At 69.6% G+C, this 14,840-nt stretch carries 14 protein-coding genes; 9 read left to right on the plus strand and 5 right to left on the minus strand.

Annotation, left to right across the window (positions count from 1 at the left end):
- The 3 genes from AC1DF3_RS21385 to AC1DF3_RS21395 all read left to right on the plus strand — a co-directional run.
- Nucleotides 1-904 (plus strand): DUF3108 domain-containing protein (locus AC1DF3_RS21385; RefSeq protein WP_478140793.1); only part of this gene is annotated, 904 nt, incomplete at its 5' end.
- A gap of 115 nt (nt 905-1,019) precedes the next feature.
- Nucleotides 1,020-1,298, plus strand: coding sequence for a BTH_I0359 family protein (locus AC1DF3_RS21390; RefSeq protein WP_286371057.1), 279 nt, complete (start codon nt 1,020-1,022; stop codon nt 1,296-1,298).
- 26 nt (nt 1,299-1,324) lie between these two features.
- Entirely contained in the window at nt 1,325-2,131 is an 807-nt protein-coding gene (locus AC1DF3_RS21395; RefSeq protein ID WP_286534370.1) for a ChaN family lipoprotein, read from the plus strand.
- Nucleotides 2,132-2,140: 9 nt separating this feature from the next.
- Here AC1DF3_RS21395 and aptA read toward each other — a convergent pair whose 3' ends face one another.
- Nucleotides 2,141-3,475, minus strand: a complete 1,335-nt coding sequence (gene aptA / locus AC1DF3_RS21400) for an omega-aminotransferase AptA (RefSeq protein WP_301806301.1) — start codon at nt 3,473-3,475, stop codon at nt 2,141-2,143.
- Between the two features lie 93 nt (nt 3,476-3,568).
- Here aptA and purU point away from each other — a divergent pair, with 93 nt between their 5' ends.
- The 3 genes from purU to AC1DF3_RS21415 are packed head-to-tail and all read left to right on the plus strand — an operon-like array spanning nt 3,569 to nt 5,504.
- The gene (purU, locus tag AC1DF3_RS21405; RefSeq protein WP_286534374.1) at nt 3,569-4,414 is read left to right on the plus strand and encodes a formyltetrahydrofolate deformylase; all 846 of its coding nucleotides are present in this window, start codon (nt 3,569-3,571) and stop codon (nt 4,412-4,414) included.
- 16 nt (nt 4,415-4,430) lie between these two features.
- Complete coding sequence (locus AC1DF3_RS21410; RefSeq protein ID WP_286534376.1) at nt 4,431-4,775, plus strand: CidA/LrgA family protein; 345 nt, start codon at nt 4,431-4,433, stop codon at nt 4,773-4,775.
- Nucleotides 4,776-4,778: 3 nt separating this feature from the next.
- A complete protein-coding gene (locus tag AC1DF3_RS21415; RefSeq protein WP_286534377.1) occupies nt 4,779-5,504 on the plus strand; it encodes an LrgB family protein in 726 nt (241 codons plus the stop codon).
- Here the strand turns inward: AC1DF3_RS21415 and AC1DF3_RS21420 are convergent.
- From AC1DF3_RS21420 to AC1DF3_RS21435, 4 genes are all read right to left on the minus strand, one after another.
- A complete protein-coding gene (locus AC1DF3_RS21420) occupies nt 5,501-5,875 on the minus strand; it encodes a hypothetical protein (protein ID WP_286534379.1) in 375 nt (124 codons plus the stop codon). The two genes, AC1DF3_RS21415 and AC1DF3_RS21420, sit on opposite strands and share 4 nt — an antisense overlap.
- Nucleotides 5,876-5,989: 114 nt before the next feature.
- Nucleotides 5,990-6,721, minus strand: coding sequence for an SGNH/GDSL hydrolase family protein (locus tag AC1DF3_RS21425; RefSeq protein ID WP_286534381.1), 732 nt, complete (start codon nt 6,719-6,721; stop codon nt 5,990-5,992).
- A 44-nt stretch (nt 6,722-6,765) separates the two neighbouring features.
- On the minus strand, nt 6,766-10,065 hold the full coding sequence (locus AC1DF3_RS21430; protein ID WP_478140794.1) for a carboxyl transferase domain-containing protein: 3,300 nt from the start codon (nt 10,063-10,065) through the stop codon (nt 6,766-6,768).
- A 5-nt stretch (nt 10,066-10,070) separates the two neighbouring features.
- The gene (locus AC1DF3_RS21435; protein ID WP_286534385.1) at nt 10,071-11,693 is read right to left on the minus strand and encodes an AMP-binding protein; all 1,623 of its coding nucleotides are present in this window, start codon (nt 11,691-11,693) and stop codon (nt 10,071-10,073) included.
- Nucleotides 11,694-11,767: 74 nt separating this feature from the next.
- Between AC1DF3_RS21435 and AC1DF3_RS21440 the strand changes: the two genes are divergently transcribed.
- The 3 genes from AC1DF3_RS21440 to rocF all read left to right on the plus strand — a co-directional run bounded on the left by AC1DF3_RS21440 (nt 11,768) and on the right by rocF (nt 14,736).
- Nucleotides 11,768-12,460, plus strand: coding sequence for a TetR/AcrR family transcriptional regulator (locus tag AC1DF3_RS21440; protein WP_478140795.1), 693 nt, complete (start codon nt 11,768-11,770; stop codon nt 12,458-12,460).
- Nucleotides 12,461-12,500: 40 nt separating this feature from the next.
- On the plus strand, nt 12,501-13,754 hold the full coding sequence (locus tag AC1DF3_RS21445) for a branched-chain amino acid ABC transporter substrate-binding protein (protein WP_478140796.1): 1,254 nt from the start codon (nt 12,501-12,503) through the stop codon (nt 13,752-13,754).
- A gap of 70 nt (nt 13,755-13,824) precedes the next feature.
- Entirely contained in the window at nt 13,825-14,736 is a 912-nt protein-coding gene (gene rocF / locus AC1DF3_RS21450) for an arginase (protein WP_478140797.1), read from the plus strand.
- Nucleotides 14,737-14,840 lie beyond the last annotated feature (104 nt).

Below are 14,840 nucleotides of genomic sequence, written 5' to 3' on the forward strand. Positions count from 1 at the left end.
ACCCAGGCCCGCGCGGCCCCGGCCCGCGCCGCGCCCCCGCCCCGCCGTGGAGCCAGCACCCGCGCCCGCCATCGACCGGCCGGCGCCCGCCGAGATGGCGGTGGCCGACCCCGACGCCGCGACGGGCCCCGACACCGGCGAGGCGCAGCCGCAAGAAGCCGGCGCGCCCGCCCCCAAGGGGTCGGGTGCCACGGGGGCCGCGGGCTCGAACACGGGTGCCGGCAGCGACGCGGCCGGCCAGATCGCCGGTTCGGTGGAGGCGCAGGTCCCCGGTTCGGTGCGCCTGCGCTTCGCCGCCACGGCGCAGCAAGGCGCCCAGCCCTTGCAGGGCGTGTTCGGCGAACTGGTCTGGCTGCAGGACGGCAGCCAGTACGACCTCCGCCTGGCCTGGACCTTCCTGTTCAAGACCCTGCGCAGCCAGCACAGCACGGGGCGCATCGGGCCGACCGGCATCGAGCCCCTGCGCTTCTCGGACACCCGCAGGACGGAGACCGTTTCGCTGTTCGACCGCGACAACAGGCGCGTGCAGTTCAGCGGGAATGTCCCGAGCGAGATGCTCCTCGCCGGTGCACAGGACCGGCTCAGCGTCGTGCTCCAGCTCGGCGCCCTGATGGCGGGTAACACGGCGCACTATCCGCCCGGCGCCGTGATCGCGGTCCAGACGGTCGGGATCAACGATGCCGAAATCTGGACCTTCAATGTCGAGGGCGAGGAGGAGGTCGGCGTGCCGGCCGGCGAGTTCTCGGCCCGCAGGCTCACGCGCAACCCCCGCAAGCCCGGCGACGACAAGATCGAACTGTGGCTGGCGCCGGTGCTGGGCTGGCTCCCGGTCCGGATCCGGCAGACCCAGCCCAATGGCGACTTCATCGACCTCCAGCTGCGCAGCCAGTCGTCGAATCCGTGAGAAATAACACGCAGTAACAGGCGGGTGCCTACAACGCAACGCTGCATATTGAAACTGGCGCGTTGATTGCTATCTAACCACCATGAATGCCATCGACATCCTCACAGGACCCGACATGCAAATGCTCTACGATTCCGACTCCTTCGTCGTCGTGCACGTGCAGCCGACCGAAGGCGAGGCGCCCGCGGCGCCCCACCTGCCGGTGCTGGCACGCCACGGCTTCGAGATCGTGGACAAGCGCTCGGGCAAGGAGGTCTACCTCGATGGCTCCTGGGCAGAATTGTTCCAGCAGCAGATTGCCGCCTGGCAGCTCAACACGCCGACGCAGGAAGAAGTCGAGGACACCCTCGAAGGCTACGCCGAGTTAGCGCACACTCCCGTTCTGGTCCACTGAACACGAAGCCGGCGCAACGCCCCGCCATGCGCAGCCTGGTTGCCGTCGCCGCGGCGCTGCTGACCGCCTGTGCAGCGCCGGGCCCGGGCGACAGCCAGGCGCCGATCGCCCGCCGCGCCGCCGCCCAACTGCCGACCGACGCCCTGCTGCTGGGCGAGCAGCACGATGCCGCCGAGCACCAGCAGATCGAACGCGAGACCGTCATGGCACTGGCCCAAGGCGGCCGCCTCGCCGCCCTGGCACTCGAAATGGCCGAGGAAGGCAACAGCACGGCCCACTTGCCGCGCGACGCGACCGAAGCCCAGGTGCAGACCGCGCTCGGCTGGAACGACAAGGGCTGGCCATGGGCCGCCTACGGCCCGGTGGTCATGGCCGCCGTCCGGGCGGGGGTGCCGGTGATCGGCGCCAACCTGCAGCGGGCCCACATGAAGGACGCGATGGCCGACGTCTCGCTCGATGCGCAGTTGCCGGAAGCCGCCCGCACCGAACAGCAGCAGGCCGTGCGCAGCGGCCACTGCAACCTGCTGCCCGAGTCCCAGATCGTGCCGATGACCCGGATCCAGATCGCCCGCGACCGCGCCATGGCGCAGGCCGTGGTCAAGGCAAGGGTGCCGGGCAAGACCGTGCTGCTCGTGAGCGGCGCCGGCCACGGCAACAAGCAGCTGGGCGTGCCGCAGCACCTGCCCACCGATGTCTCGGTGAAGGCGGTGCGGATGCGGGCCGGTCCGCCCGACGAGGCGGACCGCGCCTTCGACGCCGTCTGGCCGACGCCGGCCCTGCCCGAGCAGGATTACTGCGCCGGCGTCAAGCCGCCGCCACGCCCGGCCGGCTGAGCCGCCTGATCAGGCCTTCGCCTTGATCGCGTCGGCCAGCGTGTTGACCAGCGTGTCAATGTGCGACTTCTCGACGATGTAGGGCGGCGCGATCACCAGCACGTCGCCCGCGGGCCGCACCAGCGCGCCCTTGTGATAGCAGTCGACGAAGATGTCATAGGCCCGCTTGCCCGGCGCGCCGGCGATCGGCGCCAGCTCGACCGCCGCGGCCAGGCCCAGGCTGCGGATGCCGATCACGTTCGGCAGGCCCTTGAAGGTGCTGTGGAAGGCATCGCCGAGGACCTTGCCCATCTCTCCGGCCCGTGCAAACAGCTGCTCCTGCTTGAACAGGTCGAGCGTTGCGATCGCCGCCGCGCAGGCCACCGGATGGCCCGAGTAGGTGTAGCCGTGGAAGAACTCCACCACGTGCTCGGGCGCCGAGGTCTTCATCATCTCGTCGTAGAGCTTGTCGCGGCAGATCACGCCGCCGAGCGGGATCACGCCGTTGGTCACGCACTTGGCGAAGTTCAGCATGTCGGGCACCACGCCGTAGAAGTCGGACGCGAAGTTGGTGCCCATGCGCCCGAAGCCGGTGATGACCTCGTCGAAGATCAGCAGGATTCCGTGCTTGTCGCAGATCTCGCGCAGCTTCTGCAGGTAGCCCTTGGGCGGCACGTACCAGCCGGCCGATCCGGCAATGGGCTCGACGATGATCGCCGCCACGTTGCTCGGGTCGTGCAGCGGCAGGATGCGCTGCTCGAGGTCGGCCAGCGGGTCGTCGGCCCAGACCGGCTCCTGGTTGTGGATGTAGGCGTGGTTGACCGGGTCGTGGATGAAGCGCATGTGGTCCACCCGCGGCAGGAAGGCCGAGCCGAACACCTTGCGGTTGCCCGGGATGCCGCCGACCGACATGCCGCCGAAGCCGACACCGTGGTAGCCCTTCTCGCGGCCGATGAACAGGTTGCGGTGGCCTTCGCCGCGGGCCCGGTGGTAGGCCAGCGCGACCTTCATCGAGGTGTCGGCGGCTTCGCTGCCCGAATTGCAGAACAGCACCTTGTTGAGGTCGCCGGGCGCCATCGCCGCGATCATCTCGGCCGCCTTGAAGGCCTTGTCGTTGCTGACCTGGAAGGCGGTCGCGTAGTCGAGGGTGTCGAGCTGCTTCTTGATCGCCTCGTTGATCGGCTTGCGGTTGTGGCCGGCCCCCACGCACCACAGCGACGAGATCCCGTCGACCACCTTGCGGCCGTCATGGGTGGTGAACTCCATGCCGTCCGCCGCGACGAAGACCCGCGGGTCCTTCTTGAACGAGCGGTTGGGCGTGAAGGGCAACCACTGGTTGTCCATGTTGAAGTCGTTGAAGGCCATGAATTCACTCCTGCTGAGTTCGGGTGGTCGAGGAACGGGGCATTTTGGCACCAGCCGCGGCCCGCGGCAGGCCCTGCGACAATGTGCGGCCTTATGAACCCCGCGTACATCCTCACCCTCTCCTGCCCCGACCGCACGGGCATCGTGCACGCCGTCTCCGGCTTCCTGCTCGAGCGCGGCGGCAACATCGAAGAAGCGGCGCAGTACAACGACCACGGCACCGGCCTGTTCTTCATGCGGGTGCGCTTCGCCTGCGAGCACGGGGAGAACGTCCTGCGCGAGCAGATCGCCGCCCTCGCGGCCGACTTCGACATGCGCTGGAAACTGCATGCCGCCGCCGAGCCGATGAAGACCGTGATCCTGGTCAGCAAGGAAGGCCATTGCCTGAACGACCTGCTGTTCCGCTGGAAAAGCGGCCTGCTGTCGATCGACGTCCGCGCCATCATCTCGAACCACCGCGACTTCTACCAGCTGGCGGCGAGCTACAACGTGCCCTTCCACCACATCCCGGTGACCGCCGCGACCAAGGCGCAGGGCGAGGCGAAGCAGCTCGAGATCATCGAGGCCGAAGGCGCCGACCTGGTGGTGCTGGCGCGCTACATGCAGATCCTCAGCAACGACCTCTGCGGCAAGCTGGCCGGCCGGGCGATCAACATCCACCACTCGTTCCTGCCGAGCTTCAAGGGCGCCAAGCCCTACTACCAGGCGCACGACCGCGGCGTGAAGCTGATCGGCGCCACCGCCCACTACGTGACGGCCGACCTCGACGAGGGCCCGATCATCGAGCAGGACGTGGAGCGCGCCGACCACACCGACACGGTCGAGGCGCTGACCGCCCGCGGCCGCGACACCGAGAGCCAGGTGCTGGCGCGCGCCGTCAAGTGGCACAGCGAGCACCGGGTGCTGCTCAACGGCCACCGCACGGTGGTCTTCAAGTAGGCGCGCGGGCCGGCCCATGAACGGCTTGCGCGGGATGGCCTGGCTGCTGGTGTTCCAGTCGGTCGGCGAGCTGCTCTCGCGCGGTCTATCGCTGCCGCTGCCCGGGCCGGTGCTCGGCATGATGCTGATGCTGGCCGGGCTGCGCTTTGCGATCGTGCGCGAGCCGGTGGCCGAATGCGCCAGCTTCCTGCTCGCGCACCTCTCGCTGCTGTTCGTGCCGGTCGGCGTCGGCGTCATGACCCACCTCGCGCTGCTCGGGCAGTACGGCGGGCGGATGCTGCTGGTGATCGCGCTGTCGACCTGGATCGGCCTGGCGGTCACCGCGCTGGTGCTCTACTGGCCCGACCGGCGCAAGAATTAGTTCATGCCGCGCTTCGTCGAACTCTGGATCTACCTGTCGGCCACGCCCCTGTTCGGGCTGACCGCGACCCTGGTCGTCTACCTGCTGTCGAACGCGGCCTACACCCGCGCCGGCGGCGCGCCCTGGGCCAATCCGGTGCTGTGGTCGGTGGTGGTGCTGGCCGGCGGCCTGCTGGCCACCCGGGTCGACTACCCGACCTACTTCGCGGGCGCCCAGTTCATCCATTTCCTGCTGGGCCCGGCCGTGGTCGCCCTGGCCTGGCCGCTGTGGCAGCGGCGTGCCGAATTGCGGGCCCGCTTCGGCCGGCTGCTGCTGGCCTCGCTGCTCGGCGGCGCCGCCGCGGGCGGGTCGGCCGTGGCCCTGGGATGGGCGGTGGGCCTTCCGCATGACGTCGTACTGTCGCTGGCTCCCAAGTCGGTGACCGCGCCTGTTGCGATGGGCATCTCGGAAAAGATCGGCGGCATCCCGGCGCTGTCGGCGGTGTTCGCGGTGCTCACCGGCATGATCGGTGCGCTGTCGGGCAAGTATCTGTTCGATGCGCTGCGCATCGGCACCGACGCCACGGGCTTCGCGGCCCGCGGCTTCGGCCTGGGGACCGCGGCCCACGGCATCGGTGCGGCGCGTGCCCTGCACGTCAACGCCGACGCCGGCGCCTATGCCGGGCTGGCGCTCGGCATGCAGGTCGTGCTGGCCGCCCTGCTGATGCCGCTGGTGTTCAAGCTGTTCTAGCTGCGGTTTGGATTGTCCGGGCGGCGATCCTGTGCATTGGGCACGCCGTCATGGTCACGGTCCCAGCCGCCGCGGCGGTACTCCCACTGTCCATCGCGCTCATCCCATTGCGGCGCGCGATAGCCATAGCCGTTGCGCGCGCGCATGTACGCGCCCTTGTTCCATACATAGCGGTGTCCGTTCCACTCGTAGTGGCCGGGCGCCCAGACGTAGCCCCTGCGCGGCGGCGGCACGTGTTCGGGACGCGGGGGCGGCGGCGCCACGCGGACGACCACGCCCGGCTGCGCCTGAGCGGTGGCTGGCACCACGGCGGCGCCGAGCGACAACAGAGAGGCGACACCGACGGCGAGGCTGACTGCAAGTTTCTTCATGAGGACTCCTTCGAGTTGTTGGAGCCTTCATCCTCCCTGCGTCATGTGAACCTGCTGTAAGCCACGGACGAAGTCTTGTGTAGAGGTGTGACGCCAGAACGTGCCGTGCGAAGCCTATTTGCGCAGCGCCCGCAGGTCGATCGCGTCCGCCATCGCGGCATAGCCGGCATTGCCCGGATGAAGGTGGTCGCCGCTGTCGTAGGCGGCCTTCAGCGCCTGGGGATCGGAAGGGTCGCGCATCGCGGCATCGAAGTCGACCACCGCTTCGACATGGCGGCGGCTGCGGATCCAGCGGTTGACGGCGTCGCGCCGCGATTCCTTTTCCTTGCTCCAGTAGGAGGAGCCCTTGAACGGCAGCAGCGTGCCGAGCAGCACCTTGACCCCGCGCGCCTTCGCCTGCTGGATCAGCCCTTGAAGCCCGGCGGTGATCTCTTCCGCCGCCGGCTGTCCCCGGATCGGCTCGCTGGCCCCTTCGGGCATGCTGAAGCCGATGTCGTTGATGCCGATGAGGATCACGACATGCGTGACGCCCGGCTGCGCCAGCACGTCGTGCTCGAAGCGCGCGATGCCTTTGGGACCGACGTTGTCGGCCAGCAGGCGATTGCCGGAGATGCCGGCGTTGACCACCTGGACCGCGCCCGGCATTGCCCGCAGCCTCGCTTCGAGCCGTTCCGGATAGCGCACCGGTTTGCCGTTCTCGTTGATCGCGCCGGCGCCTTCGGTGATCGAATCGCCGAAGGCCACCACGACCCGTGGCGCGCCCGCCGATACAGCCAGCGGCGCATGCAGGGCCGCGGCCCAGGCGCCGATGAGGAGCGCGGCGCGGCGCCGCGATAGTTGCTTCATGGGGTCCGCAGTGTACGGACGCCCGATCGATCCGCGCCAGGCCTTCACCAGGTATCGACGTAGGCCTGCGCCGGCTCGCGCGGCGCCGACGCCGAAGCCAGCCCGCGCACCAGCCAGGCTCGCGTGTCGGCGGGGTCGATGACCGCGTCGATCTCGAGGGTCTGCGCCATGTGGATCGCCTCGCCGTTGGCGTACTGCTGCGCCACCAGCTGCTTGAACAGCGCATCGCGCTCGGCGCCCTCGGGCGCGGCTTCGAGTTCCTTGCGGAAGCCGAGCCGGACGGCGCCTTCGAGCCCCATGGCGCCGAACTCGCCGGTCGGCCAGGCGACCGTGAACACCGGCGCGTCGAAGCCGCCGGCGGTCATGGCCTGGGCACCGAGGCCGTAGCCCTTGCGCAGCACCACCGCGAAATACGGCACGCGCAGGTGCGAGGCCACCATGAACATGCGGCACACATGACGGACCTGCGCCTGGGCCTCGATCTCGGGGCCGACCATGAAGCCCGGCGTATCGCACAGCGCCACCAGCGGCAGACCGTGCGCGTTGCAAAGCTGCATGAAGCGGGCCGCCTTGTCGGCCGCCTCGACGTCGATCGCACCGCCCAGGTGGTGCGGGTTGTTGGCCAGCAGGCCGACCGGCTTGCCCTCGATGCGGGCCAGCGCGGTCACGATGCCGGCGCCGAAGCCGGCGCGCAGCTCGAGCAGCGAGCCGGTGTCGGCGACCCCGCGCATCGCGGCGCGCACGTCGTACACGCGCAGCCGGTTCTCGGGCACCGCATGCCGCAGCGCCCGCGGATCGGCGCACTGCCACTCGGCGGTCGCGCCCTGGAAGTACGACAGGTATTGCTTCGCGGCGGCCACGGCCTCGGCCTCGTCCTTGACCAGGATGTCGATCACGCCGTTGCGCGACTGCACGCTGCTCGGCCCGATCTGCTCGGGCGCGAAGCTGCCCAGGCCGCCGCCCTCGATCATGGCCGGGCCGCTCATGCCGATGTTGCTGGCCTCGGTGGCGATGATCACGTCGGCGCAGCCGAGCAGCGCCGCATTGCCCGCGAAGCAGCGCCCGTGCACGATGCCGACCACCGGCACCTTGCCCGACAGCGCCGCGAACTGGCTGAAGGTGTGGTTGTTGAGGCCGGCCACGATGGGCATGTCGGTGTCGCCCGGCCGTCCGCCGCCGCCCTCGGCGAACAGCACCACCGGCAGGCGCAGCTGGTGGGCGATGCCGAGCATGCGGTCGGTCTTGTGGTGGTTGCGCATGCCCTGCGTGCCGGCCAGCACGGTGTAGTCGTAGGCCATGACCACGGCGCGCGACTTCTCGGGGCCGAACTGCCGCGCGTTGATGCTGCCGATGCCGGTCACCATGCCGTCGGCCGGCGTGTTGGCGATCAGGTCCTCGAGCGAGCGGCGACGGGTCTGGGCGGCGATCGCCAGCGCACCGTACTCGCTGAAGTTGCCGGGATCGTGCGCCAGGTCGCACAAGTCGGCGATGTTGGCACGCGCGGTGCGGCCGCCCTGCGCATGGCGCTTGGCCACCGCGGCGGGGCGGTTGGCGTCGAGCGTCGGCGCGTGGCGGTCGATGACCTTCTGCAGGTCGGCACGAACCTGGTCGAGGTCGTGCGAGGCCTGCGCCTGCGTCTCGACCGCTTGCGCATCGACGGCGTCCATGCGCACCAGCGACTGGCCTTCGACCAGGTAGTCGCCCGGCGCGGCCAGCAGCGCGACCACCCGGCCGGCGAAAGGCGCGTGCAGCAGATGCTCCATCTTCATGGCTTCGAGCACGCCGAGCTGCGCGCCGGCGGGCACGAGGTCGCCGACATCGACCTCGAACTGGACCAGCTTCGCGGGCATCGGCGCCTTGACCACCAGGGCGTCGTCTTCGTCGGCCGGCAAGCCGGCTTCGGCGCGCAGGGGCACGCCGCGCGCCAGCCTGGCGTCCGCTGCATCGATGCGCGCCGCAGCGGCCAACAGGTCGGCCAGATGCGCCTCGACGAATCGCGTGTGCACCGCCTGGGTCGCGAACTCGGGCCGCCCGGCGATCGCGCGCAGCAGCGGCAGATTGGTGGCGATGCCCTCGATGCGGCATTCCTCCAGCGCCCGCAGCGAGCGCCGCAGCGCGTCGGCGAAGCGCGGCGAGGACGAATGGACGATCAGCTTGGCCAGCAGCGTGTCGTAGTGCGGCGACGGCGCCAGGCCCGCGTAGCCATGGGTGTCGACGCGCACGCCGGGGCCGGCCGGCAGGTCGAAGCGCGCCAGTGTGCCGGCCGACGGCCGAGCCTGGCCTTCGGCATCGAGGGTCTCGGCATTGATGCGCCACTGCACCGCGAAGCCGCGCTGGGCTGCCGTGCGGTCGGCTTCGATCGCGAGGTCGGCCAGCGTCTCGCCGTTGGCGATGCCGACCTGCAGCTGGACCAGGTCGAGTCCGGTGACCGCCTCGGTCACGGTGTGCTCGACCTGCAGGCGCGGATTGGCTTCGATGAAAACGAAGGGCAGCGTCGTCGAACGCTCATCGACCAGGAATTCGAAGGTGCCCAGGCTCTGGTAGCCGACCGCCTTGGCCATGCGCAGCGCGGCCTGCGTGAGCTGCAGGCGCAATGGCTCGGGCAGCGAGGGACTGGGCGCGATCTCGACCAGCTTCTGGAAGCGCCGCTGCAGCGTGCATTCGCGTTCGCCGAGGCTGGCGACTGCCTGGCCGTCGCCGAGTACCTGCACCTCGATGTGGCGCGCGTTGCGCATCAGGCGCTCTACGTAGACGCCATCGACGCCGAAGGCTGCCTTTGCCTCGGAGGTGCATCGCGCATGCGCTTCGGGCAGATCGGCCGCGTTGAGCACCGCGCGCATGCCGCGGCCGCCGCCGCCGCCGATGGCCTTGACCATGACGCCCGCGCCATCGGCCTGCTGCGCCGCGAAGAAGGCCTGCGCCTCGGCCAGCGTCACCGCGCCGGCACTGCCCGGCATGACCGGCACGCCGCACTGCCCGGCCAGCGCCCGCGCGCGCGCCTTGTCGCCGAACAACGCGAGCTGCTCGGGGGTCGGGCCGATGAAGCGCAGGCCGGCATCGGCGCAGGCCTGCGCGAAGTCGGCGCGCTCGCTCAGGAAGCCATAGCCCGGGTGCACCGCGTCGCAGCCTTGCTCGCGCGCGATCGCGATCAGCGCCGCGCCGTCGAGATAGGCAGAGGGGCCGGTCGCATCGAGCGGCACCACGGCATCGGCCAGTTGCACGTGCAGCGCTTCGGCGTCGTCCCTGGCATGCACCGCGACGCTCGCGATGCCCAGATCGCGCAGTGCGCGCACCAGCCGGACCGCGATCTCGCCCCGGTTGGCGATCAAGACTTTCGTCAGCATGTCGATCAATCCTTCAGCAATCGGCGCAGCACCTTGCCGGCACCGGTGGTGGGCAGCGCGTCGATGAAGCGCACCGCGCGCGGCGCCTTGTAGCTCGCCATGTTGTCGCGCGACCAGGCGATCAGGGCGTCGGCATCGAGCTCGATGCCGGGCTTGCGCACGACGAAGGCCTTGACCACCTCGCCCTTCTCGGCATCGGGCTGGGCAATGACCGCGGCCTGCGCCACCGCGGGATGCTTGATCAGGATCGTCTCGACCTCCTCCGGGAACACGCTGTAGCCGGAGACCTTGATCATCTCCTTGAAGCGACCGATGAAGCTGAGGTAGCCGTCGGCATCGAGCTTGCCCATGTCGCCGGTGTGCACCCAGCCATCGCGCAGGGTCGCGGCGGTGGCTTCGGGCTTGTTCCAGTAGCCCTTGAACGAGCCGGCGCTCGCCAGCACGATCTCGCCGATCTCGCCCGTGGCTTTGGCCTCGCCGGTGTCGCTGTCGATGATGCGGATCGTGACGCCCGGCACCGGGATGCCCTGGGTGCCCCAGCGCGGCGCGTGGTGCGGCGTGTAGGTGTCGCAGGTGTGGGTCTCGCTCAGGCCGTAGGCGGCCTCGAAGGAACTGCAGTTGCCCGCGAAGCCGCGCCACTGCTGCGCCAGCGGCGCCGTGAAGGCGATGCCGAAGCTGGTCACCGGGTTCATGCGCAGGCTGGACAGGTCGAAGCCCGCGATGTCCGGCAGCTGCATGCAGGCGACGTTCATCGGCGCGATGCTGTACCACCAGCTGACCTCGTGGCGATCGATCGCCTGCAGCGTGGCACGCGGATCGAAGCGGTGCAGCAGCACCGAGGTGGCGCCGGTGAGCACCGGCACGTTGACGCCCATCAGCATGCCGGCGATGTGGTACAGCGGCGCGATCGACAGCAGCACGTCGCTGCCCGTGACGCCATTGCAGTCGGCCGCCGCGCGGGTCTTGAAGAGCGCGTTGCCGTAGCTCAGCATCGCGCCCTTGGGCAGGCCGGTGGTGCCCGAGGTGTAGGTCATGAGCGCGACGTCGTCCAGCGAAAGCGCGACCGGCGCCGGCCGCGCGCCGCTCTGCATGACGGCGAAGAAGTCTTCGCAATCGTTCGGCACGGCGCGCGGCTCTTTCGCCGCGGCAGCGAGTTCCGCCGGGACATCGAGCGTCGGCCCCGCGGGCAGCAAGTCGGCGTAGTGCACCGCGAACACATGCGCGAGCGTGCTCGATGCGCGCACCTTGTCGACCACCGGCAGCAGCGACGAGGCCGCGACGATCACGCGCGCCTTCAGGTCGTCGACCTGGTAGGCGAGTTCGTGTTCCTTGTTGAGCGGCCCGCTCGGGCAGACGATGGCGCCGATCTTCTGGATGCCGAAGTGCGCGACCAGGTACTGCGGGCAGTTGTTCAGGAACAGCACCACCGGCTCGCCCTTCTTCACGCCGATGGCCTGCAGCCTCGCGGCGAAGGCATCGCTGGCGGCATCGAGCTCGGCGTAGCTCATCGCATGGCCGTACCAGAGGCAGGCGGGGTGCCCGCCGCGCTCGCGCGCATGCGTGCGAAGGTACTCGTGCAGCGGCTGCTGCGGCCGATCGGGAAGCTCGCGAAGGGGGCTTGTCTCCATGGCGTCAGTCTCTCAGGGTTATCGATGAACTCGGGCGCTTGCCAAGGCCGGCATGGTGCACCAAGATCCTACCCATGGGTATAACTTCGGCGACACCGCACAAACCCTCTGGCCACGAGGACGTGCCCCCTCCCCGCAGCGACCTGCCGCAGGGCACCGGCCGGCAGCGCACCGCCACGGCCGGCACCGACGTGCAGCGCGAGCGCATCCTGCAGGCGGCGGCGCAGCTGTTCGCCTCCCAGGGCTACGCCAACACCACGATGGCGCAGATCGTGCGCGCGCTCGACGTCACGAAGCCCTTCGTCTATTACTACTTCCGCGACAAGCAGGAGATCTTCGAGACGCTCTCGTGGCGGCCCGCGGTCGACTGCTTCACTTCCATGGACTTCGCCGCCGGCGACCCGCGCCGGGCGGTCGTCAAGGTCAAGGAAGGCATCGAGCGGCTGATCCGCGCGACGGTGGCGCACCACCCCTGCGCCTTCTTCGCCTACAAGGAGCCGCAGGTCTACCGGCCGGAGTACATCGCGGCGCAGAAGAAGCTGGCCCATCACTTCTACGACCAGCTCTTTCCGCTGCTCGAGCAGGCCCGCAGCGACGGCGACCTGGACTTCGGCGAAACAAAGATCACCGCCTTCGCGGCGCTCAGCCTGCCCGGCTTCCTCTACAGCTGGTACCGGCCCGACGGCCGGCTCTCGCCCGACGAGGTGGTGGCCGAGCTGTCCAGGCTGGCCTGGCGGGTGCTCGGGCTGCGCGAGCCCGGCGCCTGATCGCCGAGCCTTACTTTCATTCCAACCACGGAGACCGTCCATGAAGTTCCCCAGCCTGCTCGCGCCCGTCGCGGCCGCGGCCCTGCTCGCCGCCGGCGCCACCCAGGCCCAGCAGACCTACAAGATCGCCTACATCGATCCTCTGTCCGGACCCTTCGCCAATGTCGGCGAGCTGATGCTCACGCACACGCAGTACGCGATCGAGGACATCAACGCCAAGGGCGGCGTACTCGGCGGCACCAGGCTGCAGCTGCTGCAGTTCGACAGCAAGCTGTCGGCGCAAGAGAGCCAGAGCGCGCTGCAGGCGGCCATCGACCAGGGCGCCCGCGCCATCGTCACCGGCGGCTCGGGCTCGTCGGTGGTGAGCGCGCTGGTGCAGGCGGTCAACCGCTGGAACCAGCGCAATCCGGGTAAAGAGCTGCTGGTGCTGAACCACTCCTCGATCGACCCCGAACTCACCGGCAAGGCCTGCAGCTTCTGGCACTTTCAGACCGACGCCAACACCGCGATGAAGATGAAGGCGATCGCCAACACCATCAAGAAGACGCCCGAGGTCAAGAAGATCTACCTGCTCAACCAGGACTATGCGCACGGCAAGCAGTGGGCCAGCTACGGCCGCCAGCTGGTCGGCCTGGCGCGGCCCGACATCCAGTTCGTCGGCGAGACGCTGCACCCGATCGGCAAGGTCAAGGACTTCGCGCCCTACCTCGCCAACATCAAGCAGTCGGGTGCCGATTCGGTGATCACCGGCAACTGGGGCCAGGACATGACGCTGCTGCTCAAGGCCGCGGGCGATGCCGGCTACGACCTGCACTACTACAACCACAGCGCGGGCTCGGTGCCGGGCACGGTGCTGGCCGTGTCGCAGGCCAGGCTGGGGCAGCTCACCTGGGTCGCCGAGTGGCACCCGGGCCAGGCCGACTCGCCCAAGGTCGATGCGCTCGCCAAGAGCTACAAGGCCAGGACCGGCAAGGACTTCCTGGCGCCGCGCATCGAGATGACCCCGCGCCTGCTGGCCGCCGCGATCAACAAGGCCGGCAGCACCGACACCACCCAGGTCGCACGCGCCCTGGAAGACCTGCGCTTCGATTCGGTGGTCGGCCCGGTGCGCATGCGCGCCGAAGACCACCAGCTGCTGCTGCCGCAGGTGGTCAACACCATCGCGCCGGTCGACGGCAAGGCGGTCAAGGTCGGTTGGGAAGGCACCAATTACGGCTTCCGCACCGACGCGATCTACAGCGGCAACGAACTGGCGCAAGGCACCGACTGCAACATGAACCGGCCCCAGCCTTAGCCGTCGCGGTTGCCGGTTGTCATCCCGGTGCGCTACCGTAGCGCCTGGACAGGCAACTGGAGAGCCGCGCATGACCCGCACCCTTCGACTGATAGGCGCCCCGACCGACATCGGCGCCAGCACCCGCGGCGCCGGCATGGGGCCCGACGCGCTGCGCGTGGCGGGGCTCGCCAACACGCTGGCGGGCCTCGGCTTCGAGGTGATCGACGGCGGCAACCTGGCCGGGCCGGGCACGCCCTGGGAGGTGCCGGCCGAAGGACTGCACCATCTCCCCGAAGTGATCGCATGGAACCGGCTGGTCTACGACGCCGTCGACCAGGCCCTTGAGGCGAAGCAGCTCCCCATCCTGCTGGGCGGCGACCACTGCATTGCGGTCGGCTCGATCAGCGCGATCGCCCGCCACGTGCGCCAGCGCCGGCAGAAGCTGCGGGTGCTGTGGCTCGACGCCCATACCGACGTCAACACCGAGACCACCAGCCCGAGCGGCAACATGCACGGCATGCCGGTCTCGTGCCTGCTCGGCCATGGGCCGGCCGCGCTCACCGGCTGGAGCGGCGAGCCGGCGGCGCTGGCGCACGACGCGATCCGCTTCCTCGGCATCCGCAGCGTCGACGCCGAGGAGAAGTCGGCGATCCGCTCGCTCGGCCTCGGCGTCTTTGACATGCGCCACATCGACGAGCACGGCATGCGCACCACGATGACCGAGGCGCTGCAGGATGTCGACGACGACACCCACCTGCATGTGAGCTTCGACCTCGACTGCCTCGACCCCGACTATGCGCCGGGCGTCGGCACCGGCGTGCGCGGCGGCCCGACCTGGCGCGAGATGCAGCTGTGCATGGAAATGATCGCCGACACCGGACGGCTGGGCTCGCTCGACGTGGTCGAGCTCAATCCGGCGCTCGACGTACGCAACCGGACGGCGGAAATCGCGGTCGAGCTGATCGAAAGCCTGTTCGGCAAGTCGACGCTGGTGCGTTGAGCCGACCCGCGACCGCCCTCGCGCAAGCCTGCGACATCGCGCACCGGGCCGCTTTCCTACGCATAAAGGCGCGTTCGCGGAAGCCCGCTCGCCGCCGGCGGTCG

Source organism: Variovorax sp. 10N432, from assembly GCF_056394465.1.